Source organism: Umezawaea sp., assembly GCF_036375055.1.
GTDB lineage: Bacteria > Actinomycetota > Actinomycetes > Mycobacteriales > Pseudonocardiaceae > Umezawaea.
In genome coordinates this window covers 27,619-50,600 of record NZ_DASUSQ010000072.1, presented here as the reverse complement: position 1 = coordinate 50,600, position 22,982 = coordinate 27,619, and the positions used below count along the sequence as shown (strand labels likewise).

The following is a 22,982-nucleotide window of genomic DNA, read 5'->3' as shown; positions in this document are numbered from 1 at the left end:
GGAGGTGCGAAGTGACCTATGACCAGAACCAACGCTTCATCCGGTTGGTGCCGGGGGGCAACGGCGTCGTCTACGCGATCCAGGCGGACGGAGTCCTGCTGTGGTACCGCCACGCGGGCTGGCAGACCGGCGCCGCGTCGTGGAGCAACGGCGCGGGACTCGCGATCGGGACCGGCTGGCAGCAGTTCAAGACCGTGCTCGCCGCCGACGACGGCCAGCTCTTCGCGATCGGCGAGGACGGCTCCATGCGCTGGTACAAGTACCAGCTGACCGACCCGAACACCGGTTCCGGGACCTGGCACCCGGCGAGCGGGTCGGTGATCCGCACCGGGCTCCAGGCGTACCCGCGGATCTTCGGCGGGTGGAACGGCGTCCTCTACGCCATCGACACCAGCGGGGACCTGCACTGGTTCCGCTACCTGGCGGGCAACGGCACCAACGGGGCGGGTGCCTGGCACGGCAACTGCGGCTCGGTGATCAGCACCGGGTGGAAGCTGTTCTACGCGGTGTTCGCCGACCCGAACGGCGTGATCTACGGCATCGCGCGGGGTGGGAACCTCCTGCACTGGTGGCGCTACCTGGCGGGTGACGGCACCAACGCCGCGGGCGCGTGGACCAACGGCGGCAAGCCGTGGGTGATCGGCAGCGGGTTCTCCGACGACGCCAACAAGTCCTGGTTCGCCAACACCACGGGCACGGTCTACCTGGTGTGGATGGACACGGCGACCACTCCGGGCTACGACGACAAGCTGAACTGGTTCCGGCTGCTCAACTCGGAGACCATCAGCGGCGACTGGACGGGAGCCTGGGTCAACGGGGGCGCCCCCCTCCAGGTCGGTGCCGGGTTCTCCGTCGAGCCGACGGCCGCGCTCCAGGGGTACGCGAACGACCTGAGCCCGCGCCCCGGCTACCCGCAGGGCTTCCCGGTCTCCAGCACGTTCACCACGGTCCAGGCGACCGTCGAGCGGCTGGCCGTGAGCGGGCAGCCGCCGGGCAGCGTCGTGTGGGGACCGGTCAGCCAACCCGGCCGCCTCCAACCGCTCCCCGGCGGCTACCGGGCGACCGGCTGCGGCTGGACCCCGGACTTCTCGCTCACCATCCCGGCGTCCTGGCCGTCCGGGGTGTACGTGTGCAGGCTGCGCGGGCTGCTGAACGGCGTGCCGCACCTCCGGTACGACATCCCGTTCGCGGTCAAGCCCACCGCGCCGTCGTCGCCGATCGCGGTCCTGCTGCCGACCAACACCTACAACGCCTACAACACCTGGGCGGGCCACAACACGTACACCACCGTGGGCCAGGTCGGGGTGCAGCGGACGTTCGCCTCGCTGCGGCCGAACGACAGCGTGTGGACCGACGACCGGGCGAGCCTCTGCCACACGTTCTACTCGGACCTGCTGCTGCTGCGCTGGCTGGTCGCCAACGGGTTCTCGTTCGACTGCTACCAGGACGGCGACCTGGACGCCGACGGCACCTGGCTCGGGCACTACGACGCGCTGGTGCTCGGCAGCCACGCGGAGTACTGGTCGCAGACGATGAAGGACCGGGTGAACGCCTACCTCGGCAGCGGCGGGCACGTGATCGCCACCGGCGGGAACACGATGTTCGAGAAGGTCTCCTGGTCCGCGGACGGCGACTCGGTGGTCTTCCGCTCGACGAACGGGCTGCGCGAGCCGATGTGGTTCGCCAACCTGGGGCAGCCGACCTCGGCCGTGCTCGGGCTCGACTGGGACGGATCGGAGTTCATGACCTTCGGCCCGTACCGGGTGGTGGACGCCGCGCACCCGTTCCTCGCGGGCTGCGGGCTGACCGTGGGCGGCACCTTCGGCGCGCAGTCGTACAACATCGCGGCCAGCGGGTGGGAGGTCGACCGCAGGCCGGTGCCACCCCGCCCCGGCACCCAGCTCATCGCGGTCGGGCAGAACAGCGGTGGGGACAACGGCGCCGAGATGGTCAAGCTGGACCGGCCGGGCGGTGGCTGGGTGTTCAACACCGGCTCCATCGCGTTCAACGGGTCGCTGGCGCTGGACGCCACGTGCTCGCTCGTCCTGAAGAACGCGCTCAACGCCGCGATCACGTAGCGCGGTGACCACGCGGGTGCCCTCCGGTGCGCGTCGCGCCGGAGGGCACCCGCGTGACGGGTCAGGGCTTGTCGAACTCGCCCGCGGGCGCTCCCCAGACGACGGTCTCGCCGCGCTCCTCGGCCAGCTCGCGGCGGCGCTTGTTCTCCGCGCGCACCCGCTCGGCCTCGCCGCGGATGTACTCGTCGTCGTAGCGCTGGAACACCCTGGCCGGGTTGCCCGCGACCAGGCTGCGCTCCGGCACGTCCTTCGCCACGACCGACAGCGGCTGCACGGTGGCGAAGTCGCCGATCGTCACGCCGGGCATGATCACGCTGTTGCCGCCGATGAAGCAGCCCTTGCCGATGCGGACCGGCTTGCGCTCGATCAGGTCGGTGCCCGAGTGGTTCTCCAGCATCATGTTCGCGAGCCAGCTGGAGTGCGTGAAGACCAGGCAGTTGAGCCCGATGCTGGTGTGCTCGCCGATCTCCATGCCGCCGCTGGCGTCGAGCACGGCGCCCTCGCCGATCCAGCAGTGGTCGCCGATCTTCAGCCGGTCGGGGCTGATCACCTTGGCCCGCTCGCGGATGCGGGTCGTCTCGGGCAGGCCGAACAGCTTCGCCCGCTCCTGGTCGTTCATGTACTGACCGACCAGCTCGGTCAGGATGTGCGGCCGGAGCCGGTTGCTGCGCTCGTCGTCGAAGAACATCAGTGCTTTCCTGCCGGGGTCGAAGCGGACATCAACTCGAACACGTCGAGGTGCTTGCGGGTCACCTTCTCCAGCGTGAACCCGTCGAGCACCACGGCGCGCTGCCTGGACGCGATCCGCCTCCGCTCCTCGGGATCGGCGAGCAACCGGTTCACCGCGCTGACGAGGTCGTCGGTGTGATCCGGCCGAACCAGCACCGCGTTGTCCCAGTTGCGCAGCTCGACACCGGGGAAGTTGGTCTCGCGCACGGCGCAGACGGTCGCCCTGCCCGCGGCCATCGCCTCCAGACTCGCTGTGCCACACCCTATGCCCTGGAGGTCGTGGGCGACGACGTCGGCGGCGGCCAGGTAGGAGGGCACGTCCGCCCTGGGCACGGCGCCCGTGCTGAGGAACGCGTGCGCGACCCCGAGCCGTTCCGCCCGGCGCAGGTACGCGTCGTAGTACTGGTGGCCGACGACCAGGACCTTGGTGTCGGGGTGTTCGGCGAGCACGCCCGGCATCGCGTCGACCAGGGCCGTCCGGTCGCGCAGCGGGATCACGTGCCCGAGCGAGACGACCAGCGGCCCGGTCCCGATGCCCAGCTCGGCCCGCACGTCCCTGGTCGGCGGCTGCGAGCACCAGTCGGGGTCGACCGCGACCGGGATGTGCTCGAAACGGTCCTCGTCGGCGCCGTACCGCGCCGCGCAGTAGGTGGCCGCGAGTTCGTCCATGATCACGAAGCGGGGGTTGGACAACCGGAGCACGGGTCGCACGAGGAACCGGTCGAGCGCGCGGAACAGCAGCGAGTAGAACCGGTTCCGGCTCTCCAGCCTCGTGTGGACCGACAGCAGCACCGGCACCCCGCGCCTGCGGGCGTACCAGCCGGTCAGCCAGCTCAGGTCGAGGAACTGGCCGTGCTGGTGGATGACGTCCGGCTCGAACTCGTCGAGGATGCGGAACACCCGGCGCAGGTTGCCCGGCCTCGCGGTGAAGGTGATGTCGAAGTCGATCGACAGGCCGAGCTGGGGCATCCCGAACGCGGGCAGCCGGTGCACCCGGTAGCCGCGCACGTCCTCTTCGGCGGGTGCGTCGTGGTACGCGGCGGTGAGCACCACCACCTCGTGCCCGAGCCGGACGAACCTCTCGGCGAGCGCTGAAGCCAGGTGCGCGCTGCCCCCGACCCTCGGCGGGAAGAAGTTGTTCACTACCGCGATGCGCACCCGACGACCCCCTCGGCCGTTCGCGGACGACGCGGCCCCGGATCGGGGCCGCGTCCGCAGGTCCGGTGGATCAGCTGGTGGCGCTGAGCTTGACGAGCTCGTTCATGCCGTCCTCGACCGAGATGGTGGGCTCCCAGCCGAGCACCTCCTTGGCACGGGTGATGTCCGCCGCGCGGCGGGACACGAGCACGTCGCGCGGGTTGAACGTCGGCTCGACGTCCACGCCGACGGCGTTGATCAGGATCTTGGCCAGGTCGGCGACCGTGGTGTCGATCCCGGTGCCGATGTTGACCGGCACGTTGGCCTTCTCCGACTCCAGCGCGGCGACGACCGAGCGGGCGATGTCCGTCACGTGGATGAAGTCCATCGACTGCTCGCCCTTGCCGTCGATGACCGGCGGCAGGCCCTGGCGGAGGCGGTTCACGAAGTGGTTGATCACCGAGGTGTAGTACGCGGTGGTCTTCTGGCCGGGGCCGTAGACGTTGAAGAAGCGCAGGCCGACCCAGGACAGGCCCTTCGTGCGCTCGTAGAAGCCCAGCAGGTCCTCACCGGAGCGCTTGGCGATGCAGTACGGCGTGAGCGGCGACAGCTCGTCGTCCTCGTGCATCGGCAGCTTCTTCGGGTCGCCGTAGACCGAGGCGGACGAGGCGTACACCAGCCTGCGCACGCCCTGGTCGGCGGCGGCGGCGAACACGTTGTGGTTGCCGACCATGTTGATGTCGACGCTCTCGTACGGGTCCGAGACGCTCTTGTTGATGGAGACCGCGGCGAGGTGGATGACGCTCTCGCAGCCCTTCATCGCGTTCTGCACCGCGCCGCCGTAGCGGACGTCCTGGTCGATCAGCTCGACGTTGCCGGTCGCGACCAGCTCGGCGACCTTGTCGCGGTCACCGCGGAACATGTTGTCGAAGATGCGGACCTTGTAGTCGCGTTCGAGCAGCATCGGCACGACGTGCATACCGATGAAGCCGGCTCCACCGGTGACGAAGACCGTGCGCTGGGACGAGGACATGCGGGGGGACTCCTGTGTTTCGAGGCTCTCGGGTACGTGCTGGGTGAGGTGGGTCAGCGGACTTCGCCGAGCACCTCGCGGAGCGTCTTGGCGACTCGCTCCACCTGGTCGTCGGTCAGGTTGGCGTGCATCGGGATCGCCAGGTGCCTGCGGAACAGGTCCGCCGACACCGGGCACGGCGTGGTCTGGCCGTAGACCGGCTGGACGTGCGAGGCGTAGGTGCCGAAGTTGCACTGCACCCCGCGCTCGCGCAGCCGGATGGCGACCTCTCCGCGGTCGACGTCCGGGTCGAGGGTCACCACGTAGGACTGCCACGGGTGGACCCGGTCGGGGAGCTCGACCGGCAGGGTCACGCCGTCGACGCCGTCGAGCAGCTCCTGGTAGCCCCTGGCCGCGCGGGCGCGGTTCGCGAGCAGCGTCGGGAGCCGGTCGAGCTGGGCGAGCATGATGCCCGCCATGACGTCCGACATGCGGTAGTTGTAGCCGGCGACGTCGAACGACGGCACGGGCAGCTCGCGCGCGCCCTCACGGCTCAGCGCGGGCTCGATGCCGTAGGTGTGCAGCTTGCGGGCCTTGGCGGCCCACTCCGCGTTGTTCGTGGTCAGGGCACCGCCCTCACCGGCGGTGATGCCCTTGCGGCCGTGGAAGCTGAAGGTGGCCACGTCGGCGAGCCCACCCGCGGGCCTGCCCTTGTAGCTCGCGCCGGACGAGCAGGCGCCGTCCTCGATGAGGAACAGGCCGTGCTTGTCGGCGATGGCGCGCAGCTCGTCGTAGTCGGCGGGCTGGCCGAACACGTCGACGGCGAGGATGCCGACGGTCCTGGGCGTGATGGCCGCTTCGACGGCGGCCGGGTCGACGCTCCAGATGTCCGGGCGGACGTCGGCGAAGACGGGCTTCGCGCCGGTCCACATCACCGAGTGACCGGTGGCCGGGAACGTGTAGTCGCCCACGATGACCTCGTCACCGTGCTTGACCCCGACGACGTCGAGGGCCAGGTGGAGCGCCGCGCCGCAGTTGTTCGTGGCGAGCACGTGCTCGGCCCCGGCAACCTCGGCGAACCGCTCCTCGAACTTGGCGCAGGTCGGTCCGGCGCCGGAGAGCCAGCCCGTCTCGAAGACCGCGGCGACGGCCGCGAGCTCTTCCGCGCCGACAGTGGGTTGACCCAGAGCAATGGTGTCGGACATGCCTCTCCCAGTATTCGACCGCAGGTGAGTCTATAGGTGCCTGACCTGCACCCCCGGTCGCCCCCGTAACCTCGGTGTCACACGAACGAGAGGGCGAGACGTGCAGCACATCGTGGTGATCGGTGGCGGGATCGTCGGACTGGCGACGGCCAACGAGCTCGCCAACCGCGGCAAGCAGGTCACCGTTCTGGAGAAGGAGCCGCACTGGGCGGCCCACCAGACCGGCCACAACAGCAACGTGGTGCACGCGGGGCTCTACTACAAGCCCGGCTCCCTCAAGGCGAGGATGTCGGTGGCGGGCAACGCGTCGATCATCGAGTTCGCCCGCGACAACGGTGTCCCGTACGAGGTGTGCGGCAAGCTCGTCGTGGCCACGAGCGAGGACGAGCTGCCGAGGCTGGCCGCGCTCGCCGAGCGGGCCGAGGCCAACGGCGTGCCCGCCAAGATGATCTCGGCGGAGGAGGCCCGCGAGCACGAGCCCGAGGTCGCCACCGTGGCCGCGCTGCGCGTCGAGAGCACCGGCATCATCGACTTCCCGGCGATCTGCGCCGCGCTGGTCCGGCGGCTCACCGAGCACGGCGCCGACCTGCGGCTCGACAGCCCGGCGCTGGCGATCCGCCGGGCGAGCACCGGCGGCGGCGTCGAGGTCGCGACCCCGCGGGGCGTCGTGCGGGCCGACGCGCTGGTGAACTGCGCGGGCCTGCACAGCGACCGGGTGGCGAAGCTCGCGGGCCTCTCGCCCTCCGCGACGATCGTGCCGTTCCGCGGCGAGTACTTCGAGCTGCGCCCCGAGCGCCGCCACCTGGTCCGCGGCCTGATCTACCCGGTGCCGGACCCCGCGCTGCCGTTCCTCGGCGTGCACCTCACCCGCATGCTCGACGGCAGCGTCCACGCCGGACCGAACGCCGTGCTCGCGCTGCGCCGCGAGGGGTACCGCTGGCGCGACGTCTCCCCGAGCGACCTGCTCGACGTGGCGAGGTTCCCCGGCACCTGGAAGCTGGCGCGCAAGTTCGCCAAGACCGGTCTGGAGGAGGTGCTCCGCTCCTTCTCGCGCAAGCGGTTCGCGGCGAGCCTGGCCAGGCTGGTGCCCGCCGTGGGCGAGGACGACCTGGTGAAGGCCGAGGCGGGCGTCCGCGCGCAGGCCATGCTCCGGGACGGTTCGCTGGTGGACGACTTCCTGGTCGAGACCTCCCCGCGCCAGGTGCACGTGCTCAACGCGCCGTCGCCCGCGGCGACGGGGTCGCTGGAGATCGCCAAGCACGTGAGCGGGCTCGTCGTCGAGCAGCTCGGGTGAGACGCGGAGGGGCCCCGGTCCGCACCGGGGCCCCTCCGTCGTCCGTCGTCGCTAGCGGGGGGTGGCGGGCACCAGGACCTCGCGGCCGCCGAGGTACGGGCGCAGCGCCTCGGGCACCCGCACCGAGCCGTCGGCCTGCTGGTGGTTCTCCAGGATCGCCGCGATCCAGCGGGTGGTGGCGAGGGTGCCGTTCAGCGTCGCGGCGATCTGCGACTTGCCGTTCTCGTCGCGGTACCGGACGTTGAGGCGCCGGGCCTGGAACGTGGTGCAGTTCGAGGTCGACGTCAGCTCGCGGTAGGCCTCCTGCGTGGGCAGCCAGGCCTCGCAGTCGAACTTGCGGGCCGCGCTCGTGCCGAGGTCGCCCGCCGCCGTGTCGATGACCCGGTAGGGGACCTCGATGCGGCCGAGCATCTGCTCCTCCCAGCCCAGCAGGCGCGCGTGCTCGGCCTCGGCGTCCTCGGGACGCACGTAGGAGAACATCTCGACCTTGTTGAACTGGTGCACGCGGATGATGCCGCGGGTGTCCTTGCCGTAGCTGCCCGCTTCGCGGCGGTAGCACGACGACCAGCCCGCGTAGCGGCGCTCGCCGTCGAGGATCTCGTCGGCGTGGTAGCCCGCGAGCGGCACCTCCGACGTGCCGACCAGGTACAGGTCGTCGTCGCGGAGCCGGTACACCTCGCTGGCGTGCTCACCGAGGAAGCCGGTGCCCGCCATGATCTCCGGCCGCACCAGGGTGGGCGTGATCATGAGCGTGAAGCCGTTCTCGGTGGCCAGCGTCGCGGCCATGTTCAGCAGCGCCAGTTCGAGCTGGGCGCCGACCCCGGTGAGGAAGTAGAAGCGCGAGCCGGAGACCTTGGCGCCGCGCTCGGTGTCGATCGCGCCGAGCCTCACGCCCAGGTCGAGGTGGTCGAGCGGGGTGAAGTCGAACGCACGGGGCTCGCCGACGTGCTTGAGCACGACGTAGTCGTCCTCGCCGCCCGCGGGGGCGTCGGGGTGCACGACGTTGGGGATGGCGCGGTGCAGCTCGGTCAGCTCGGCCTCGGCGGCGTGCTGCTCGGCTTCCGCGGCCTTGACCTCGGCGGCCATCTCCTTGCCCTTGGCCAGCAGCGCGTCGCGCTCCTCGCCGCGGGCCCTGCCGACCTGCTTGCCGAACAGCTTCTGCTCGGCCCGCAGCGCGTCGGCCCTGGAGATGGCGGCACGGCGGCGCTCGTCCGCGGACAGCAGCGCGTCGACCACGGACTCGTCCTCACCGCGCGCTCGTTGCGACGCACGGACGGCTTCGGGGTTCTCGCGCACTGCCTTCAGGTCGATCACGAGGGGTAAGGGTAGTCCGTCACCCCTCGCGATCGCGCCCGGATATCTCCTAGCTGATGGCGACGGCCACCACGAGACCCAGCGCGACGTGCGCGCTGGCCACGACGACGCTCGCCGGGGCGAACTTCTCGGACTCGATGAGCCTGCCGATGTCCAGGCGCGTGACCCACTCCAGCAGGCGCACGGCGAGGACCTGGACGATGATCCCGACGAAGCCGAAGATCAACGAGTAGAGCAGGCCCTCGGTGAGCTTGCCCTCGGAACTGTAGATCGCGACCACGATGATCAGCGCCATGCTGAACAGGCCCGCGGCGGTCACGATGACCGCGTTCGGCTTGCCCGTGCGGACCAGACCGCTGAGCTGGCCCGGCGTCGTGAAGTCGATGGCGTAGAAACCCACGACCATCAGGAGCAGACCGACGACGGCGTACAGCGCGATCGCGCCGATGCCCCGACCGATCGTCGAACCGAATCCGGGGTCCAACGCGAGTTGGATGATCACTGGCCCTCCATGTGCTGATGCTTCATTCGACAATCCGGTGGGGGACGAAGGCCGCGCCGTCGTCGGTCACGAGACCGACCGTTTCGCGGATGCCCAGACCCGCGGCCTGGTCCCCGACGACCCACGCGCCCAGTGCGGGCCGGTAGCCGTCGAACTCGGGCAGGGGGTCGAACAGCTGGTAGACGAAGCCCTCCTTGCCGTAGACCCCGCCGGTCTGGGTCTCGTAGCCGGGAGCGACGATCTGGATGTTCGACCCCTCGCGACCCAGCCGGGGCTTGCGCACGTACTCCGTGAGCAGCCCGGGGTCGTCGAGGTAGGCGGGCAGCAGGTTCGGGTGGCCGGGGTACATCTCCCACAGCACCGCGAGCAGCGCCTTGTTCGACAGCAGCATCTTCCACAGCGGTTCGACCCACAGCGTGCCGGGCAGGCTCTCCACCGCGAAGCGGCCGAACCGCTCGTCGACCACCCACTCCCACGGGTAGAGCTTCACCACGGTGTTCATCCGCTCCTCCTCGAGGTCGACGAACCTCTTGAGCAGCGTGTCCCAGCCGATGTCCTCGATGGAGAGGCCGACGGTGTTCATGCCCGCCTCGGCCGCGGTCTCCTGGAGGTAGGCCAGCGTGATGTGGTCCTCACCGGACGTGTCCGCCGACGACCAGGTGAAGTGCAGCTCGTTGGACGGCAGTCGCGCCCCGATCTCACCCCAGCGTTCGACGAGCTTCTCGTGGATCGAGTTCCACTGGTCGTCGTCCGGGAACACCTCGGTCTTCCAGTACCACTGGAGCACCGCCGCCTCCAGCAGGGACGTGGGGGTGTCCGCGTTGTACTCCAGCATCTTGGCCGGGCCGGACCCGTCGTAGCGCAGGTCGAACCGCCCGTAGACGTGCGGGTCGCGCCGCTTCCACGACTCCGCGATGGCGGGCCAGATCCACTCCTGGATGCCGAAGTCGCGGTAGCGCTCGGTGAGCACGACGTTGTCCACGGCCTCCAGGCACATGCTGTGCAGCAGTTCCACGTCGGCTTCGAGCGAGAGGATGTCGCTCATCTCGAAGACGTAGTGCGCCGACTCGTCCCAGTAGGGGCGCTCGACGCCGTTCACGCCCCTGGCGGGCGCGCCGAACACGAGGCCCTGTTCCGAGACCGTCCGCTGCCAGTTCGGCCGCGGCGGGGACGTCCCTCGGCGCAACTCAGCTACCCCCGCTCTTGCTGCTGCCGCTGGACACGCCGAACCCGCCGCGCTGCACCGTCGTCCCCGACCGGGTCGAGATGTTCGCCTTCGGGGGCTTGACCGTGGTCCCGCCGGAGATCTTCTGCCCCACCGTGCCCGTGCCGCCGTAGTTGTACCGGTACTGGCTGTAGCCACCGCCGACGATCGGCATGTAGATGAAGCCACCGGACGTGTACCCGCCGTGCGAGCGCGCGTAGTTCTCGTCGCAGTTGTTGTCGTCGGCGACCACGACGTCGTCGCTGGTCACACAGGTGGCGGTCACGTTGTCCGGGCTCAGCGCCGCGTACCCGACCGCGACCAGCGCGACCACGCCGACCGTCACGCCGCCGCCGATGAGCAGCCGCTTGCGGAGCTTCTTCTTGCGCGCGTGCTCCGCCTCGCGGGCCTCGTCCGCCGCGACCAGCTCCTGCTGCGCGCGTTCACGGGCGCGCTGCTCGGCCAGCGACGGCGGACGGGGTTTGGTCGACCCGTCCTGCTGCCTGATCCGGCCGCGCGCGTTGCCCGGTTGCTGCGGCGGTTGCTGGCTCGCGGGCACGTACGGCGGCGGTGCGGAACCGCCCGCGGGCGCGCCGGAAGCCGGCCCGCCGCTCGGCGGTGTCGGTGCGTCGTGTCCGGACTCGGGTGTCCCAGAGGTCCCGGACCTGTCGTTCTCAGTCATCAGCCACTCCCGGCGGGGACGGTACAGAGACCAGCCGCTGAACGGGTGACGAGTGTCCTAATAGCAACACTCGTCACCCGCCTCTACGACTGCTCGGACGGCACAGGCATCATGGAGTAGATGTCGGTGAACGCTCAGCGGTTTCGTCGTGGTGGCCACATTCGCGGTACGCGGGTGGTCATGATCGGCGCGTCCGTGGGGGGTTTCCTCCTCCTCGGGCTGAGCGCTTTCACATCCTGGCCGGTCAGCGGTAGTGGAGTCGTGGGGACGGAGTCCACGAAGCCGACCGTGAACCCAGCTTACGAGTCGGAAGCCGCGGACTGCCTGAACTGGGCGAAACCCGACCTGTCGGACGTCAAGAAGGTCGACTGCGGCAACCAGCACCTGTTCGAGGTCACCGGCAAGGTCGACATCTCCGCCGAGTACGCCAAGGACGCGAAGTACCCGGCGGCGGCCGACTGGCAGAAGATCAGCCTCGACCACTGCACGAAGCCGTCGCTGGACTACCTGTCCGGGAGGTTCGACCCGTTCGGGAAGTACACCGTCGGGCCGCTCAACCCCGGTGAGCAGGAGTGGAACGCCGGTTTCCGCACGCTGCGCTGCGGTCTCCAGGTCGTGGGACCGGCCGGTGGGCTGCTGCCGTCGTTCGGCACGGCGAAGAAGCAGGACCAGTCGGACGTGTACGACCCCGGCGTCTGCCTCGGCCTGAACGGCAAGTCCGTCGGCGACCCCGTCGACTGCGCCCAGCCCCACACGTTCGAGATCATCGGCGTGGTGGACCTCGCCGCGGCGATCGGCCAGGACTTCCCGGCGCCGGAGAAGCAGGACGAGGTGCTGCCCGCCACCTGCGACACGATGGCGGCCGAGTACTCCGGCGGCGCCGACCTCAAGGCCAAGGGCCTGGTCGTGACCTGGGACAACAGGCTGCCGGAGAGCTGGGCGGCCGGGTCGACGCGGGTCAACTGCAAGATCGGCGCCGTGCCCGCGGACGCCTCGGGGCTGACCGCGTTCGCCGGTTCCGTGCGCAACCCGAACGCACCGCCCCTCACCACCTCGAACCCGCCGCAGACCACGGCCGTCAGCCAGGCCGAGGCCACCGGCGCGCCGCTGCACTCGGAGACCGGGTCGGCGTCGAACTCGCCGTCGTCCGGCCAGAACCCGAGCGGGACGCCGAGCAGCTCGACCACGCAGACGACGACGTCCGAGACGTCGTGACGGTCGAGATGACCCGCGACCGGTTCGAGGAGCTGGTCGGGGACGCGCTGGACCTCATCCCGCCCGACTTCGCGGCGGCGATGGACAACGTCGTGGTGCTGATCGAGGACCGGAACCCGGAGGAGCCGACGCTGCTCGGGCTCTACCACGGCGTCGCGCTCACCGAGCGGACGTCGGACTACGGCGGGGTGCTGCCGGACCGGATCTTCATCTACCGCGACGCGCTCCTCGACTTCTGCGAGGACGAGGACGACGTGGTGAACGAGGTGGCCGTCACGGTGGTCCACGAGATCGCCCACCACTTCGGCATCGACGACGCCCGCCTGCACGAACTGGGCTGGGGCTAGGCCCCGACAGGCCTCCGACAGCTATTCCCAGCGGGCCGTTTGGCACGACAACGCCATTTGCTCGCGACTCGCGGGATCACTTGACGGTGATTTTCCACAATGAACGATAATACTGCCCCGTCAGATCACGTACCGATCACACCCGGAGACCGTGACCATGGAGCCGCAGTTTCGTCAGACGACGATCGACCCCTCCGGGCGATTCCTGCACGCGGAGAACGACAGACTCCGGACCAGGGGTCCGGCGACGCGGGTGGTGCTGCCCGGCGGGGTCTCCGCGTGGTCGGTGACGAGGCACGAGGTCGTGAAGCGGCTCTGCGAGGACCCCAGGGTGTCGCGCGACCCGCTGCGCCACTGGCCCGCCTACGCGGGCCTGCCCGCCGACTGGCCGCTGCGCTCGTTCATCTCGACGGTGAACGCGTTCACGACCTACGGCGGCGACCACAAGCGGCTCCGCACGATGATGAGCAGCGCGTTCACCCCGCGCCGCGTCGAGGCCGTGCGGGGGCGCGTGCACGCCACCGTGGGCAGGCTGGTGCGGGAGATGGGGCGCGCCAGGCCGGGTGAGGTGCTGGACCTGCGCCGCGCGTTCACCGACGTCGTGCCCGCCGAGGCCCTGTGCGACCTGATGGGCATGCCCGACTCGTTCCGGGGCCGGGCCGCGCACAGCATCCAGGCGATCAACCGCCCCACCACCGACGACCGGGACTTCATGGACCTCACCACGTGCCTCGGCGCCCTGGTCGCGACGAAGTACATGGTCAAGGGCGACGACCTGACCAGCGACCTCATCACCGCCCGCTACGGTGACGACCAGCTGACCGAGGACGAGGTCAACGCGGCGCTGATCCTGATGATCGGCGCGGGCAGCGGCACCACGGCGAACCTGCTGTGCAAGGCCGTCACCGCGCTGCTCACCCACCCCGACCAGCTCAAACTGGTCAAGGCGGGCGACGCGACCTGGATCGACGTGATCGAGGAGACGCTGCGCGCCGAGGGCCCGGTGCAGCACCTCCCGCTGCGCTTCGCCGTCGAGGACGTCGACCTCGGGTTCGACACCGTGATCAGAGCTGGCGAACCGATCATGCTGGCGTTCGGCGCGGCGGGCCGCGACCCCGTGGCGCACGGCCGCACCGCCGACGAGTTCGACCTGACCCGGACCGACAGGGACCACCTCGCATTCGGCCACGGGGTGCACCACTGCATCGGTGCACCACTAGCCCGAATGGAGGCATCAATCGCCCTGCCCGCACTCTTCGCGCATTTTCCGGACATGGAACTCGCCGTGCCCGCCGCGGAACTCCAACCATTGCCGACGTACATCTACAACGGCCTCGTCGAATTGCCGGTGCGGTTGCGGAAATAGTGAGCCGCGCTAACAGTTCTAGTCGACGACGATGTCCACGCCCGACCACGCGGTGCAGCGCCACCCGGCGCCGTCCCGTTCCAGGACGACTCGACCGGTGTTGGGCAGCAGACCTCCCGCGGCCAGGCTCGCCGTGACGTTCGGCGCGAGCGCCTGCCCCGCCAGCCGGATGGCGCCGCCGTGGCTGACCAGCACGACCGTCCCCCCGGTGACGCCCTCGGTGATCCGCTCGATGGCGGCCAGGCAGCGGTCGACCACCTGACGACCGTTCTCCCCGCCCGGCAGCGTCAGGTCGAGCCGCCCGTCCGCCCACTCCGAGGCGGTCTTGACGAAGACCCCGTAGGCCTCGCGGTCCGACCGGCCCTCGAGGTCGCCGCAGAAGATCTCCTGCACGCCCTCCACGACCCGCACGGCCATCCCGTGCCTCGCGGCGACGGGCGCCGCGGTCTGCTGCGCCCGCACCGCCGTGCTGGCGCAGACGGCCACCACGGGCTCGTCGGCCAGCGCGTCGGCGAGCACGTTCGCCTGCTCGTGACCGAGGTCGGTCAGCGGCGGTCCCGGCGGCAGCGAGTCGAGGACCATCCTCACGTTGGACGCGGTCTCACCGTGCCGCACCAGGACCAGCTTCACGCGCCCGCCCCTCGTCGCACCGCGGCGACCCAGTCGACGGCCGCGGTGAAGTCCTCGTTGGTGGCGGCGACCAGCTCGCCGCTCACCGTCGGCTCGGCCTGCGGGTACGACCCGAGGAACCGGACCTGCCTGCAGTGCCGGTGCAGCGCCGCCAGGGCGTCGCCCACCCTCGGCTCGGCGACGTGGCCGAGCAGGTCGACGTAGAACCGGTACTCACCGAGCCTGCCCTTGGTGGGGCGGGACTCGATCCTGGTCAGGTTGATCCCGCGCAGCGCCAGCTCCACGAGCAGCTCCGACAGCGCGCCCACCCGGTCGGCGGTCGTCACGACCAGGGACGTGCGGTCCGCGCCGGTCGGCTCCGGGACCGCGCCGGGGCGGCGCAGGTACAGGAACCGGGTCTTCGCGTCCGCCACGTCGGCCACACCGGTCGCGAGTTCGCGCAGCGGGTAGTGGTTGACGGCGACCGGGGCGCTCACGGCCGCGTCGAACTCGCCGTGCTGGACGGCGACGGCCGCCGCGGCCGTGGACGTCGTCGACACGACCTTGGCGTCGGGGAGGTTCGCCTCCAGCCAGTGCCGCACCTGCGCGAGCGCGTGCGGGTGGCTCGCGACGGTGCGCACGGCCGCGGGCTCGGTGTCGGGGCGGACCAGGACGCTGAAGCGCACCGGCAGCACCGTCTCGGCCACCGCGACCAGCGGTTCGCCCTCGGCGAGCGCGTCCATCGTCGCGGGCACGGCGCCCTCGACGGAGTTCTCCACCGGTACGCAGGCGGCGTCCACCTCGCCGCTCCGGACGGCGGCGAGCGCCTGCGGCACGGTCTCGAACGGCACGAGCTCGTCCCGTCCGGGTTGGACGAAGCCGATGGCGGCCTGCTCGGTGAACGTCCCTTGTGGCCCGAAATAAGCGATGCGCGGCACGGCTCAACAATACGAGGGTGACCTGCCGCGACCGTCGTTGAGTCGAGGATCACCAGAGCGACCGGTGCCCAACCCGGTTCCGAAGTGGGTGCCGCAACTGGAATGCTTGTCCGCGTGTCCCCCGATGCGGAGGGTGAGATCAACACTCCGGCAGCTCCCCAAATCGTGTTGTGCGCCGTCGACGAGCCCTTGGCCACGGCCTGGCTCGCGGTGGCGGAAGGTCGAGCGGGGATCCGGGTGCACCGGGGCTCCGTGCTCGACATCATCGCCGAGGCTGTGGTCAGCCCGGCCAACTCCTACGGCTGGATGCGCGGCGGCATCGACGCCGTCTACGCGCGGGCGTTCCCCGACGTGGAGGCGCAGGTGCGCAGCGCCGTGCTCGCGCTGCACGGCGGCGAACTGCCCGTCGGCGAGGCGATGCTGGTGTCCACCGGCGAACCCGAGCCGCACTGGCTGATCAGCGCCCCCACCGTCCGCCACCCCGGCGAGCGGCTGCCCGAGGACACGGTGCACCCGTACCTCGCGGCGAGGGCCGTCCTGCGCCTGTGGCAGGAGGGGAGGTTGGAGGACGGCAGGCCGGTGCGCGACGTCGTGCGCACCATCGCCATGCCGGGTCTCGGCACCGGCGTCGGCGGCGTGGCGCCGGAGACGTGCGCGCGGCAGGTCGCCGCAGCCTGGGACGAGGTCTTCAGCCCGTTACCGAGACGTTAGCCACAGGTTGTGCACAACCTGTGGACAACCTTGGGGAAAGGTTGTGCACAACTAGCGGATCGACACCCGTCTTTCCAGGTCGAGCTCGTCGGTGATGGGGATGCCGTAGTCCCCCACAACCGGTATCTCCGGTTTGAGGCGGCGCGATTCGCGCACCGCGTCCGGCCGCAGCGCCGCCAACTTGAACCCGCGCCGCTGGTAGAAGCGCATCGCGTCCAGGTTGTCGTTCGTCGTCGTCAGCCGGATGCGCGTGCACCCGAGTTCCCGCGCGCGCACGACCGCCGCGTCGACCAGGGAGCTGCCCACCCCCCGGCCCCTGCGGAGCGCGTCGATGGTGACGATCTCCATCACCGGGCCGCTGGTCGTGTAGGTCAGCAGGCCGAGCACGCGGTCCTGCTGCTCCACGAGAAAACCGGGAAGGCTGGCGGGGAAGAACACCTCCCCGTGCGCGACCGCCGTGTGGGCGCGTTGAAGTTCCAGCACCAGACGACCGACCACTATCCGGTCGGCTTCCTCGATGGGGCGAACGACCATCCTTGAACTGTGTCAACACGAGGGGCACTCGTGAACCGGCATTCGCCGTACGGTTGTTTCGTGCCGGTGCGCGTGTTGCTAGTGGACGACCACGAGGTGGTGCGCAGGGGACTGCGCGAAATGCTGGACGACGAGGACGACATCCAGGTCGTCGCGGAGGCGGGTGGGGTCGCCGAGGCGGTCGCCAGAGCTTCTTTCGCGATGCCCGACGTGGCCGTGGTCGACGTCCAGCTCCCCGACGGCAACGGCGTGGAGCTGTGCAAGCGCCTGCGCGCCCTCCCCGACGGGCCGCGCTGCCTGGTGCTCACCGCGTTCGACGACGAGGAGGCCCTGGTGGGGGCCATCATGGCGGGCGCGTCCGGCTACCTGCTGAAACAGGTCAGGGGCCAGGACCTGGTGACCGCCGTCCGCGAGGTGGCGGCGGGCCGCTCCCTGCTCGACCCGGTCACCACGGCCCGCGTCCTGGACCGCATGCGCCGCCCGGCCGAGCCCGACGTGCTCGCGTCGTTGACCGACCAGGAGCGGCGCGTGCTGGACCTCATCGGCGAGGGCATGACCAACCGGCAGATCGCCGAGCGGCTGTTCGTGGCGGAGAAGACCGTGAAGAACTACGTCACGTCCGTGCTCGCGAAACTGGGAATGGAACGCCGCACCCAGGCCGCCGCGTGGGTGGCGAGGCGGTCGCGCTAGGTCTGGTCGCCCCGCCGTCGACCTCACCGCTGGAGGCGGTCACCCCGCGGCCGTCGAAGGCGGAGCGCTGTTGACCACCGGTCACAGCGGCACCTGCCACGTGATCGTCGTCCCGGTCCGCGGTGACGACGTCACGTCGGACCGCCCGCCCGCCGCGACCGCCCGCTCCTCCAGGTGCCTCAGCCCGCGCCTGGCGACGCCGCGCGGGATGCCGCAGCCGTCGTCGACGACCCGCAGCAGCAGCCGGTCGGGTTCGCGGTGCAGGTCGACCCGCACCGAGTGCGCGCCGGAGTGCCGGACGACGTTGGACAGGGCTTCGCGCAGGGCCGCGCGGGCGTGGTCGGCGAGCGGGGCGGGCACGTCGCCGGGGTCGCCCCGCACGTCCAGCTCGGGCGCGAAGCCCAGCAGCTCGCCCGCTGTCCGCACCTCGGCGCGCACCGAGTCCACCAGGTCCCTGTCGGCGGCCTTGCCGGGCTCGGTGCTGCGCAGGGCGCGCACGGTGGCCCTGACCTCGGCGATCGTCTCGTCAAGCTGGTCGACGGCCTCGACGAGCCGGGCGGACTCCCGCGCGTCGAGCTGCTTGCCCAGCCGCCGTCCGAGCAGGTCGAGCTGCACACCGGTCGCGTACAGCCGCTGGATGATCACGTCGTGCAGGTCGCGGGCGATCCGCTCCCGCTCCTGGTAGACGGCGACCCGCTGCCGGGCGGTCGACCCCTCCGCGAGCACGACGGCGAGCCCGGCCTGCGCGGCGAACGCGGCCAGCAGGTCCACGGTGCCCGGTTCGAACGGCGGCGCCCCGCGCTTGCGGTACACCGCCAGCGCGCCGATCTCGCGTTCACGGGTGCCGAACGGCGCGACGGCGAACGGGCCGTACCCGCGCAGCGACTTGGGCACGAACGGGGCCGTGCGCGGGTCGGTGGTGACGTCGTCTGCGACCACCGGCACCCCGCCGCGGGCCGCGCGGGCGGCGGCGGACCGCGCGGACAGCACCGAGCCGACGGGGTCGCCGTCGAAGCCGAAGCCGTGGGACGCCTCCACGACCAGCCGCCCGTCCTCCGCGGTCAGCATCGCGAGCCCGAGGTCGGCCTCGGCGAGCGCGGCGGCGGAGCGCACGACGAGCGGCAGCACCGCGTCGGGGTCGTCGCCCTCCAGCGCGGCCGTCGTGATCTCGGTCGACGCGGCGAGCACCTGCCTGGGGTCCACGGGGCTCAACGGTAGGCCCGCTCCCGAACCCGCCCGTCGGCGACGTCCAGCACCAGGTCGGCCCGCGCGGCCTCCTCGGGCCGGTGGGTGATGTGGACGACGGTCCGACCGCGCAGCGCGACCTCCAGCCGGTCGAGCAGCGCTCGCGCGGTCGGCTCGTCCAGGTGCGCGGTGGGTTCGTCGAGCAGCACCAGGTCGGCGTCGTGCAGCAGCGTCCTGGCGAGCGCGACCCGCTGGGCCTCACCGCCGGACAGCGTGCCGTTGCCGATCAGCACGTCGAGCCGGTCCACCCACTCCGGCAGGCCCGCGAGCAGCAGGGCCTCGCGCAGCCGGTCGTCGTCGGCGTGCGGGTCGGCCATCCGCAGGTTCTCGCGCAGCGTCGTGGACACGAGCTGTGGTTCCTGCGGGCACCAGGCGATCCTCGGTGCCGCCGCGGGCGCGCCGAGGAAGCCCAGCAGGAACGCGAACAGCGTCGACTTGCCCGCGCCCGACGGTCCGACGACGGCCGTCCAGCCCACGGGCAGGTCGAGGTCGACGTCGGTGAGCACCGGTTCGGCGCCCGGCCAGCCGATGCCGTCCGGCCGTTCCGGCAGGACGTCGCCGTCGATCACCTCGGCCAGCCGCCGGTGGGCCTGGCGCAGCGCGGCCCGCTGCTGGGCGGCGGCGGGCAGCCCGGCGAGCGTCTCGGCCAGCGCGAGCGGCACGAGACCGAGCACCGGGACCAGCAGCGGGTCGACGGTGCCGAGCGCGAGGGCCGTGCACACCAGCGAGGCGAGACCGGTGGTCAGCTGGAGGACGGCGGTGGCCGCTCCGGCGCCCAGCGCCTGCCTGCGGGTCTGCCGGACGAGTTCGGCGTCGTGGCGCGCCACCTCGGCGCGCTCGCGCTCGTGCGCGCCGAACGCGATGAGGTCGGGTGCCGCGTCGAGCAGGGTGAACACGTCCGCGCCGAGCCGTCGGCGGCCGGTGGCGAGCGCGGTGGTGGCCCGTCGTTCGACCGCGATGGCCACGGCGGGCGCGGCCAGTCCGCCGACGAGCAGCGCGACCGCCAGCGCGAGGCCCGCCGCGGGGAGGATGAGGCTGAACAGCACCACCACGCCCGCGCTGACGCCCACCGCCACGATCGGGGGCAGCAGCACGCGCGGCACGAGGTCGCGGACCGTGTCGGTGTCGTCCACGAGGCGTTGGAGGGTGTCTCGCCGCATCCGCGCGGGGCCGAGCCGGACGAGCGCTTCCCACAGCCGCACCCGCAGGTCGCCCGCGAGCCGGAACGCGGCCTCGTGCGACACGAGCCGTTCGAGGTAGCGCAGCACACCCTTGGCCAGGGCGAACGTCCGCACGCCGACCACGAGGACCGACAGGGTGAGGATCGGCGGCTGTTCGGCGGCGCGGGCGATCAGGTACGCGGCGAACGCGCTCAGCGCCACGCCGCTGCCCAGTGCGGCGATGCCGAGCAGCGCTCCCGCGAACGCCCGCGCGGTCAGCAGCCGACCCGGTGCCCGGCCGCCGTCCGCCCGCTCCTCGTCGGCGGGGGCGGTCGTCCGGGCGCGCGGTTCGTCCGCCGCCTCCACCACCCGGTGCGTCGCGAGCAGCACCGCGACGCCGTCGGCGGCGACCCGCCGCACGGCCGCCATCACCAGGGCGGCCGTCGGCGGGTCCAGGTGGGCGGTCGGTTCGTCGAGCAGCAGCACCCGCGCCCCGGCGCGGACCTTCAGCAGGGCCCTGGCGACGGCCACCCGCTGCCGCTCACCTGTGGACAGGTCGGCAACACGCCGGTCACACAGGTGCTCGGCGGCGACGTCGGCCAGTTCGGCGGGTTCCGGTCGGCGGCCGGTGGCCAGTTCCAGCTCGTCGGCGACCGTGACCCCGGCGAACGCGGGCCGCTGCGGCACCCACGCGACGGCACGCCTCCACGCGGTCTTGTCCACAGTGGACAGCTCTTTTCCGCAGACCAGGACCTGTCCCGAGTCCGGTTCCACGAATCCGAGCAGCACGGCCAGCGTCGTCGACTTGCCCGCGCCGCTGGGCGCGTCGAGCCGGTGGACCTCGCCCGCGCGCACCGTGAAGCCGGCACCGTCGGGCGCGTCCCGGTCGCGTCGGCGAACGCGCAGGTCGCGGACGTCCAGGACGACGTCACCCGTTTGGCCGCAGGTTGTCCACAGGTTGACCGGTTGTCCACAGGCAAGATCCACATCCGCGTCTCGACCGGGTGAGGGCGGTAGGCTGGTGCTGGGACGCCCCCCTGGGACGGGTGGGGGTTGTTCTTGACGTGTGTGCGGGCTTTGAGCTGGGGTTTCGGTGATCTCGGCTACTCGGCGGACGGCTTCCAGGCCGTCTTCGCTGGCGTGGTGGGCCGCCCCCGCCGCCCGCAGCGGCAGGTAGCACTCCGGGGCGAGGATCAGCACCACCAGACCGGTGACCAGCGTCAGTTCGCCCGAGACGAGTCGCAGGCCGATGCCGACGGCGATCAGCGCGACCGAGAGCGACGCGGCGATCTCCAGCACCAGCGCGGACAGGAACGCCACCCGCAGCGTGCCCATCGTGGCCCCGCGGTGGCGGTCACCGACCTCGCGGACCGCCTTCGCCTGAGCCGCGGCCCGCTTGAACGCGGTCAGCACCGGGAGGGCCCGGACGAGTTCGAGCAGGTAGCCGGAGAGGCGTTCGGTGACGTCGGCCGCGTGCGCCACCCGCCGCTGGGTGAACAGCCCGATGAGGATCGCGAAGACCGGGATCAGCGGGATGGTGAGGGCGATCAGCAGCGCCGACGTGGGGTCGGTGATCAGGATCCACGCGCCGACCAGCGGTGGGACGACGACGGTCGTGACCAGCGCGGGCAGGTACTTGGTGAAGTAGGCGTCGAGCGCGTCGAGGCCCTTGGTGGCGAGCACCGCGAGTTCGGCGGGTCCGCGGGCCGCGATCCACGACGGTCCGAGCGCGAGCGAGCGGTCGAGCAGCGCGGCCCGCAGTTCCTCCTTCGCGCCCGCGGCGGCGCGGGCCGCGACCGATTCCGTCACCCACGCCAGGACGGCGCGGGCGACGACCGCGGTCGCCAGCGGGAACCACGTCGAGCCGCCGGTCAGGACGGTCGCGAGCGCCACGGCCTGCACGACCGTGGCGACGGCGGTGGCCACGGCGAGCGCGGCGCACCAGACCAGCGCCCACCTGGCCGAGCGGGACAGCGCGGGCAGCGCGCCGAGCGGCCCCTTCACGACGACGGGACGTGCACGGGCGGGATGTGGCGGGTGCCGATGCGCTTGCGGAACACCCAGTAGGTCCACCCCTGGTAGATCAGCACGGCCGGGGTGCCGAACGCGGCGACCCAGGTGATGACCGTGAGCGTGTAGGGGCTGGAGGCGGCGCCCGCGACGGTCAGGGAGTAGGCCGGGTCCAGCGTGGAGGGCAGGACGTTCGGGTAGAGGGCGCCGAACAGGGCGGTCACGGCGGCGACGATGGTCAGCCCCATCAGCGCGAACGACTGGCCCTCGCGGCCGAGGGCGAGCCTGGCCATCGCCGCGAACGCCGCGAGCGCGACCAGGATCGCGGCGGCCCAGGTCCACACCGAGCCGGAGCGCACCTGCACGACGAGGAGCAGCACCAGCAGCGGCAGGAGGGCGAGCGGCGCGAGCCGCAGGGCGAGGGCGCGGGCTCGCAGCCGGATGTCGCCCTCGGTCTTCAGCGCGGTGAAGACCGCGCCGTGCACCAGGGCGTACCCGGTGATCGCGGCGGCGCCGAGGAGGGTGTCCCAGCGCAGCGACGCGAACGGCGAGCCCACCCGGTTGCCCTCGGCGTCGATCGGCAGGCCGAGCACGGTGGACGCGATCAGCAGGCCGACGGTCAGCGGCGCGAGCCAGGAGCAGACGACGATCACCCCGTCCCACCGGGCGCGCCAGCGGACCGAGTCGACCTTGCCGCGGTACTCGAAGGCGACTCCCCGGCCGATCAGCGCCAGCAGGAACACCAGCACGGGCAGGTACACCGTGCTGATGAGCGACGCGTACCAGCCGGGGAACGCCGCGAACGTGGCACCGATCGCGACGATCAACCACACCTCGTTGCCGTCCCAGACCGGCCCGATGGTGTTGATCATGACGCGGCGTTCCCGCTCGTCGCGTCCCAGGACGGGGAGGAGCATGCCGACGCCGAAGTCGAAGCCCTCCAGGAAGAAGTAGCCCAGCCAGAGCAGGGCGATCACGCAGAACCAGAGCGTTTCCACGG

21 protein-coding genes are annotated in these 22,982 nt (G+C 71.4%); 7 read left to right on the top strand and 14 right to left on the bottom strand.

Annotation, left to right across the window (positions count from 1 at the left end; translation table 11 throughout):
• Positions 1-11: 11 nt before the first annotated feature.
• Positions 12-2,078, top strand: coding sequence for a N,N-dimethylformamidase beta subunit family domain-containing protein (locus VFZ92_RS19890; protein ID WP_330877477.1), 2,067 nt, complete (start codon positions 12-14; stop codon positions 2,076-2,078).
• Between the two features lie 61 nt (positions 2,079-2,139).
• Here the strand turns inward: VFZ92_RS19890 and VFZ92_RS19885 are convergent, their stop codons facing one another.
• The 4 genes from VFZ92_RS19885 to VFZ92_RS19870 all read right to left on the bottom strand — a co-directional run bounded on the left by VFZ92_RS19885 (position 2,140) and on the right by VFZ92_RS19870 (position 6,161).
• Positions 2,140-2,766 carry an acyltransferase gene (locus tag VFZ92_RS19885; RefSeq protein ID WP_330877476.1) on the bottom strand — a complete coding sequence of 209 codons (627 nt, stop codon included), beginning with the start codon at positions 2,764-2,766 and terminating at the stop codon, positions 2,140-2,142.
• On the bottom strand, positions 2,766-3,965 hold the full coding sequence (locus VFZ92_RS19880; protein WP_330877475.1) for a glycosyltransferase family 4 protein: 1,200 nt from the start codon (positions 3,963-3,965) through the stop codon (positions 2,766-2,768). Before VFZ92_RS19880 ends, VFZ92_RS19885 begins: the two co-directional genes overlap by 1 nt.
• Positions 3,966-4,035: 70 nt before the next feature.
• Complete coding sequence (locus VFZ92_RS19875) at positions 4,036-4,977, bottom strand: NAD-dependent epimerase/dehydratase family protein (RefSeq protein WP_330877474.1); 942 nt, start codon at positions 4,975-4,977, stop codon at positions 4,036-4,038.
• A gap of 53 nt (positions 4,978-5,030) precedes the next feature.
• Positions 5,031-6,161 (bottom strand): DegT/DnrJ/EryC1/StrS family aminotransferase, encoded by a 1,131-nt coding sequence (locus VFZ92_RS19870; RefSeq protein ID WP_330877473.1) that lies wholly within the window; start codon positions 6,159-6,161, stop codon positions 5,031-5,033.
• Between the two features lie 100 nt (positions 6,162-6,261).
• Here VFZ92_RS19870 and lhgO point away from each other — a divergent pair, with 100 nt between their 5' ends.
• A complete protein-coding gene (gene lhgO, locus VFZ92_RS19865) occupies positions 6,262-7,455 on the top strand; it encodes an L-2-hydroxyglutarate oxidase (protein ID WP_330877472.1) in 1,194 nt (397 codons plus the stop codon).
• 51 nt (positions 7,456-7,506) lie between these two features.
• On the opposite strand, the gene serS is transcribed toward lhgO, so the two are convergent.
• From serS to VFZ92_RS19845, 4 genes are read right to left on the bottom strand one after another with little or no spacing between them, the layout of a single operon-like run.
• A complete protein-coding gene (gene serS / locus VFZ92_RS19860; RefSeq protein ID WP_330877471.1) occupies positions 7,507-8,769 on the bottom strand; it encodes a serine--tRNA ligase in 1,263 nt (420 codons plus the stop codon).
• A gap of 49 nt (positions 8,770-8,818) precedes the next feature.
• Positions 8,819-9,271 (bottom strand): DUF350 domain-containing protein, encoded by a 453-nt coding sequence (locus VFZ92_RS19855; protein WP_330877470.1) that lies wholly within the window; start codon positions 9,269-9,271, stop codon positions 8,819-8,821.
• A gap of 22 nt (positions 9,272-9,293) precedes the next feature.
• Positions 9,294-10,457, bottom strand: a complete 1,164-nt coding sequence (locus tag VFZ92_RS19850) for a glutathionylspermidine synthase family protein (protein ID WP_330877469.1) — start codon at positions 10,455-10,457, stop codon at positions 9,294-9,296.
• A 1-nt stretch (position 10,458) separates the two neighbouring features.
• Positions 10,459-11,157, bottom strand: coding sequence for a hypothetical protein (locus tag VFZ92_RS19845; RefSeq protein ID WP_330877468.1), 699 nt, complete (start codon positions 11,155-11,157; stop codon positions 10,459-10,461).
• A 288-nt stretch (positions 11,158-11,445) separates the two neighbouring features.
• Here VFZ92_RS19845 and VFZ92_RS19840 point away from each other — a divergent pair, with 288 nt between their 5' ends.
• The 3 genes from VFZ92_RS19840 to VFZ92_RS19830 all read left to right on the top strand — a co-directional run bounded on the left by VFZ92_RS19840 (position 11,446) and on the right by VFZ92_RS19830 (position 14,085).
• Positions 11,446-12,372 (top strand): septum formation family protein, encoded by a 927-nt coding sequence (locus tag VFZ92_RS19840; protein ID WP_330877467.1) that lies wholly within the window; start codon positions 11,446-11,448, stop codon positions 12,370-12,372.
• A complete protein-coding gene (locus tag VFZ92_RS19835) occupies positions 12,369-12,719 on the top strand; it encodes a metallopeptidase family protein (RefSeq protein ID WP_330877466.1) in 351 nt (116 codons plus the stop codon). The genes VFZ92_RS19840 and VFZ92_RS19835 overlap by 4 nt, the downstream gene beginning before the upstream one ends.
• A 157-nt stretch (positions 12,720-12,876) precedes the next feature.
• Complete coding sequence (locus VFZ92_RS19830) at positions 12,877-14,085, top strand: cytochrome P450 (protein WP_330877465.1); 1,209 nt, start codon at positions 12,877-12,879, stop codon at positions 14,083-14,085.
• An 18-nt stretch (positions 14,086-14,103) separates the two neighbouring features.
• Here VFZ92_RS19830 and VFZ92_RS19825 read toward each other — a convergent pair whose 3' ends face one another.
• Both VFZ92_RS19825 and pheA read right to left on the bottom strand, forming a co-directional pair.
• On the bottom strand, positions 14,104-14,715 hold the full coding sequence (locus VFZ92_RS19825; protein WP_330877464.1) for a histidine phosphatase family protein: 612 nt from the start codon (positions 14,713-14,715) through the stop codon (positions 14,104-14,106).
• Positions 14,712-15,632: a prephenate dehydratase gene (pheA, locus tag VFZ92_RS19820; RefSeq protein ID WP_330877463.1), complete on the bottom strand. Its 921-nt coding sequence runs from the start codon at positions 15,630-15,632 to the stop codon at positions 14,712-14,714. The genes VFZ92_RS19825 and pheA overlap by 4 nt, the downstream gene beginning before the upstream one ends.
• Before the next feature lie 102 nt (positions 15,633-15,734).
• On the opposite strand from pheA, the gene VFZ92_RS19815 reads away from it, so the two are divergent.
• Positions 15,735-16,343, top strand: a complete 609-nt coding sequence (locus VFZ92_RS19815; protein ID WP_330877462.1) for a macro domain-containing protein — start codon at positions 15,735-15,737, stop codon at positions 16,341-16,343.
• Positions 16,344-16,394: 51 nt separating this feature from the next.
• Here VFZ92_RS19815 and VFZ92_RS19810 read toward each other — a convergent pair whose 3' ends face one another.
• Entirely contained in the window at positions 16,395-16,877 is a 483-nt protein-coding gene (locus tag VFZ92_RS19810) for a GNAT family N-acetyltransferase (RefSeq protein WP_330877461.1), read from the bottom strand.
• Between the two features lie 60 nt (positions 16,878-16,937).
• Between VFZ92_RS19810 and VFZ92_RS19805 the strand changes: the two genes are divergently transcribed.
• Entirely contained in the window at positions 16,938-17,567 is a 630-nt protein-coding gene (locus VFZ92_RS19805) for a response regulator transcription factor (protein ID WP_330877460.1), read from the top strand.
• Positions 17,568-17,648: 81 nt separating this feature from the next.
• Here VFZ92_RS19805 and VFZ92_RS19800 read toward each other — a convergent pair whose 3' ends face one another.
• From VFZ92_RS19800 to cydB, 3 genes are read right to left on the bottom strand one after another with little or no spacing between them, the layout of a single operon-like run.
• Positions 17,649-18,779, bottom strand: a complete 1,131-nt coding sequence (locus tag VFZ92_RS19800; protein WP_330877459.1) for a GAF domain-containing sensor histidine kinase — start codon at positions 18,777-18,779, stop codon at positions 17,649-17,651.
• Entirely contained in the window at positions 18,776-21,976 is a 3,201-nt protein-coding gene (gene cydD / locus VFZ92_RS19795; protein ID WP_330877458.1) for a thiol reductant ABC exporter subunit CydD, read from the bottom strand. Before cydD ends, VFZ92_RS19800 begins: the two co-directional genes overlap by 4 nt.
• Complete coding sequence (gene cydB / locus VFZ92_RS19790) at positions 21,973-22,980, bottom strand: cytochrome d ubiquinol oxidase subunit II (RefSeq protein WP_330877457.1); 1,008 nt, start codon at positions 22,978-22,980, stop codon at positions 21,973-21,975. The genes cydD and cydB overlap by 4 nt, the downstream gene beginning before the upstream one ends.
• Positions 22,981-22,982 lie beyond the last annotated feature (2 nt).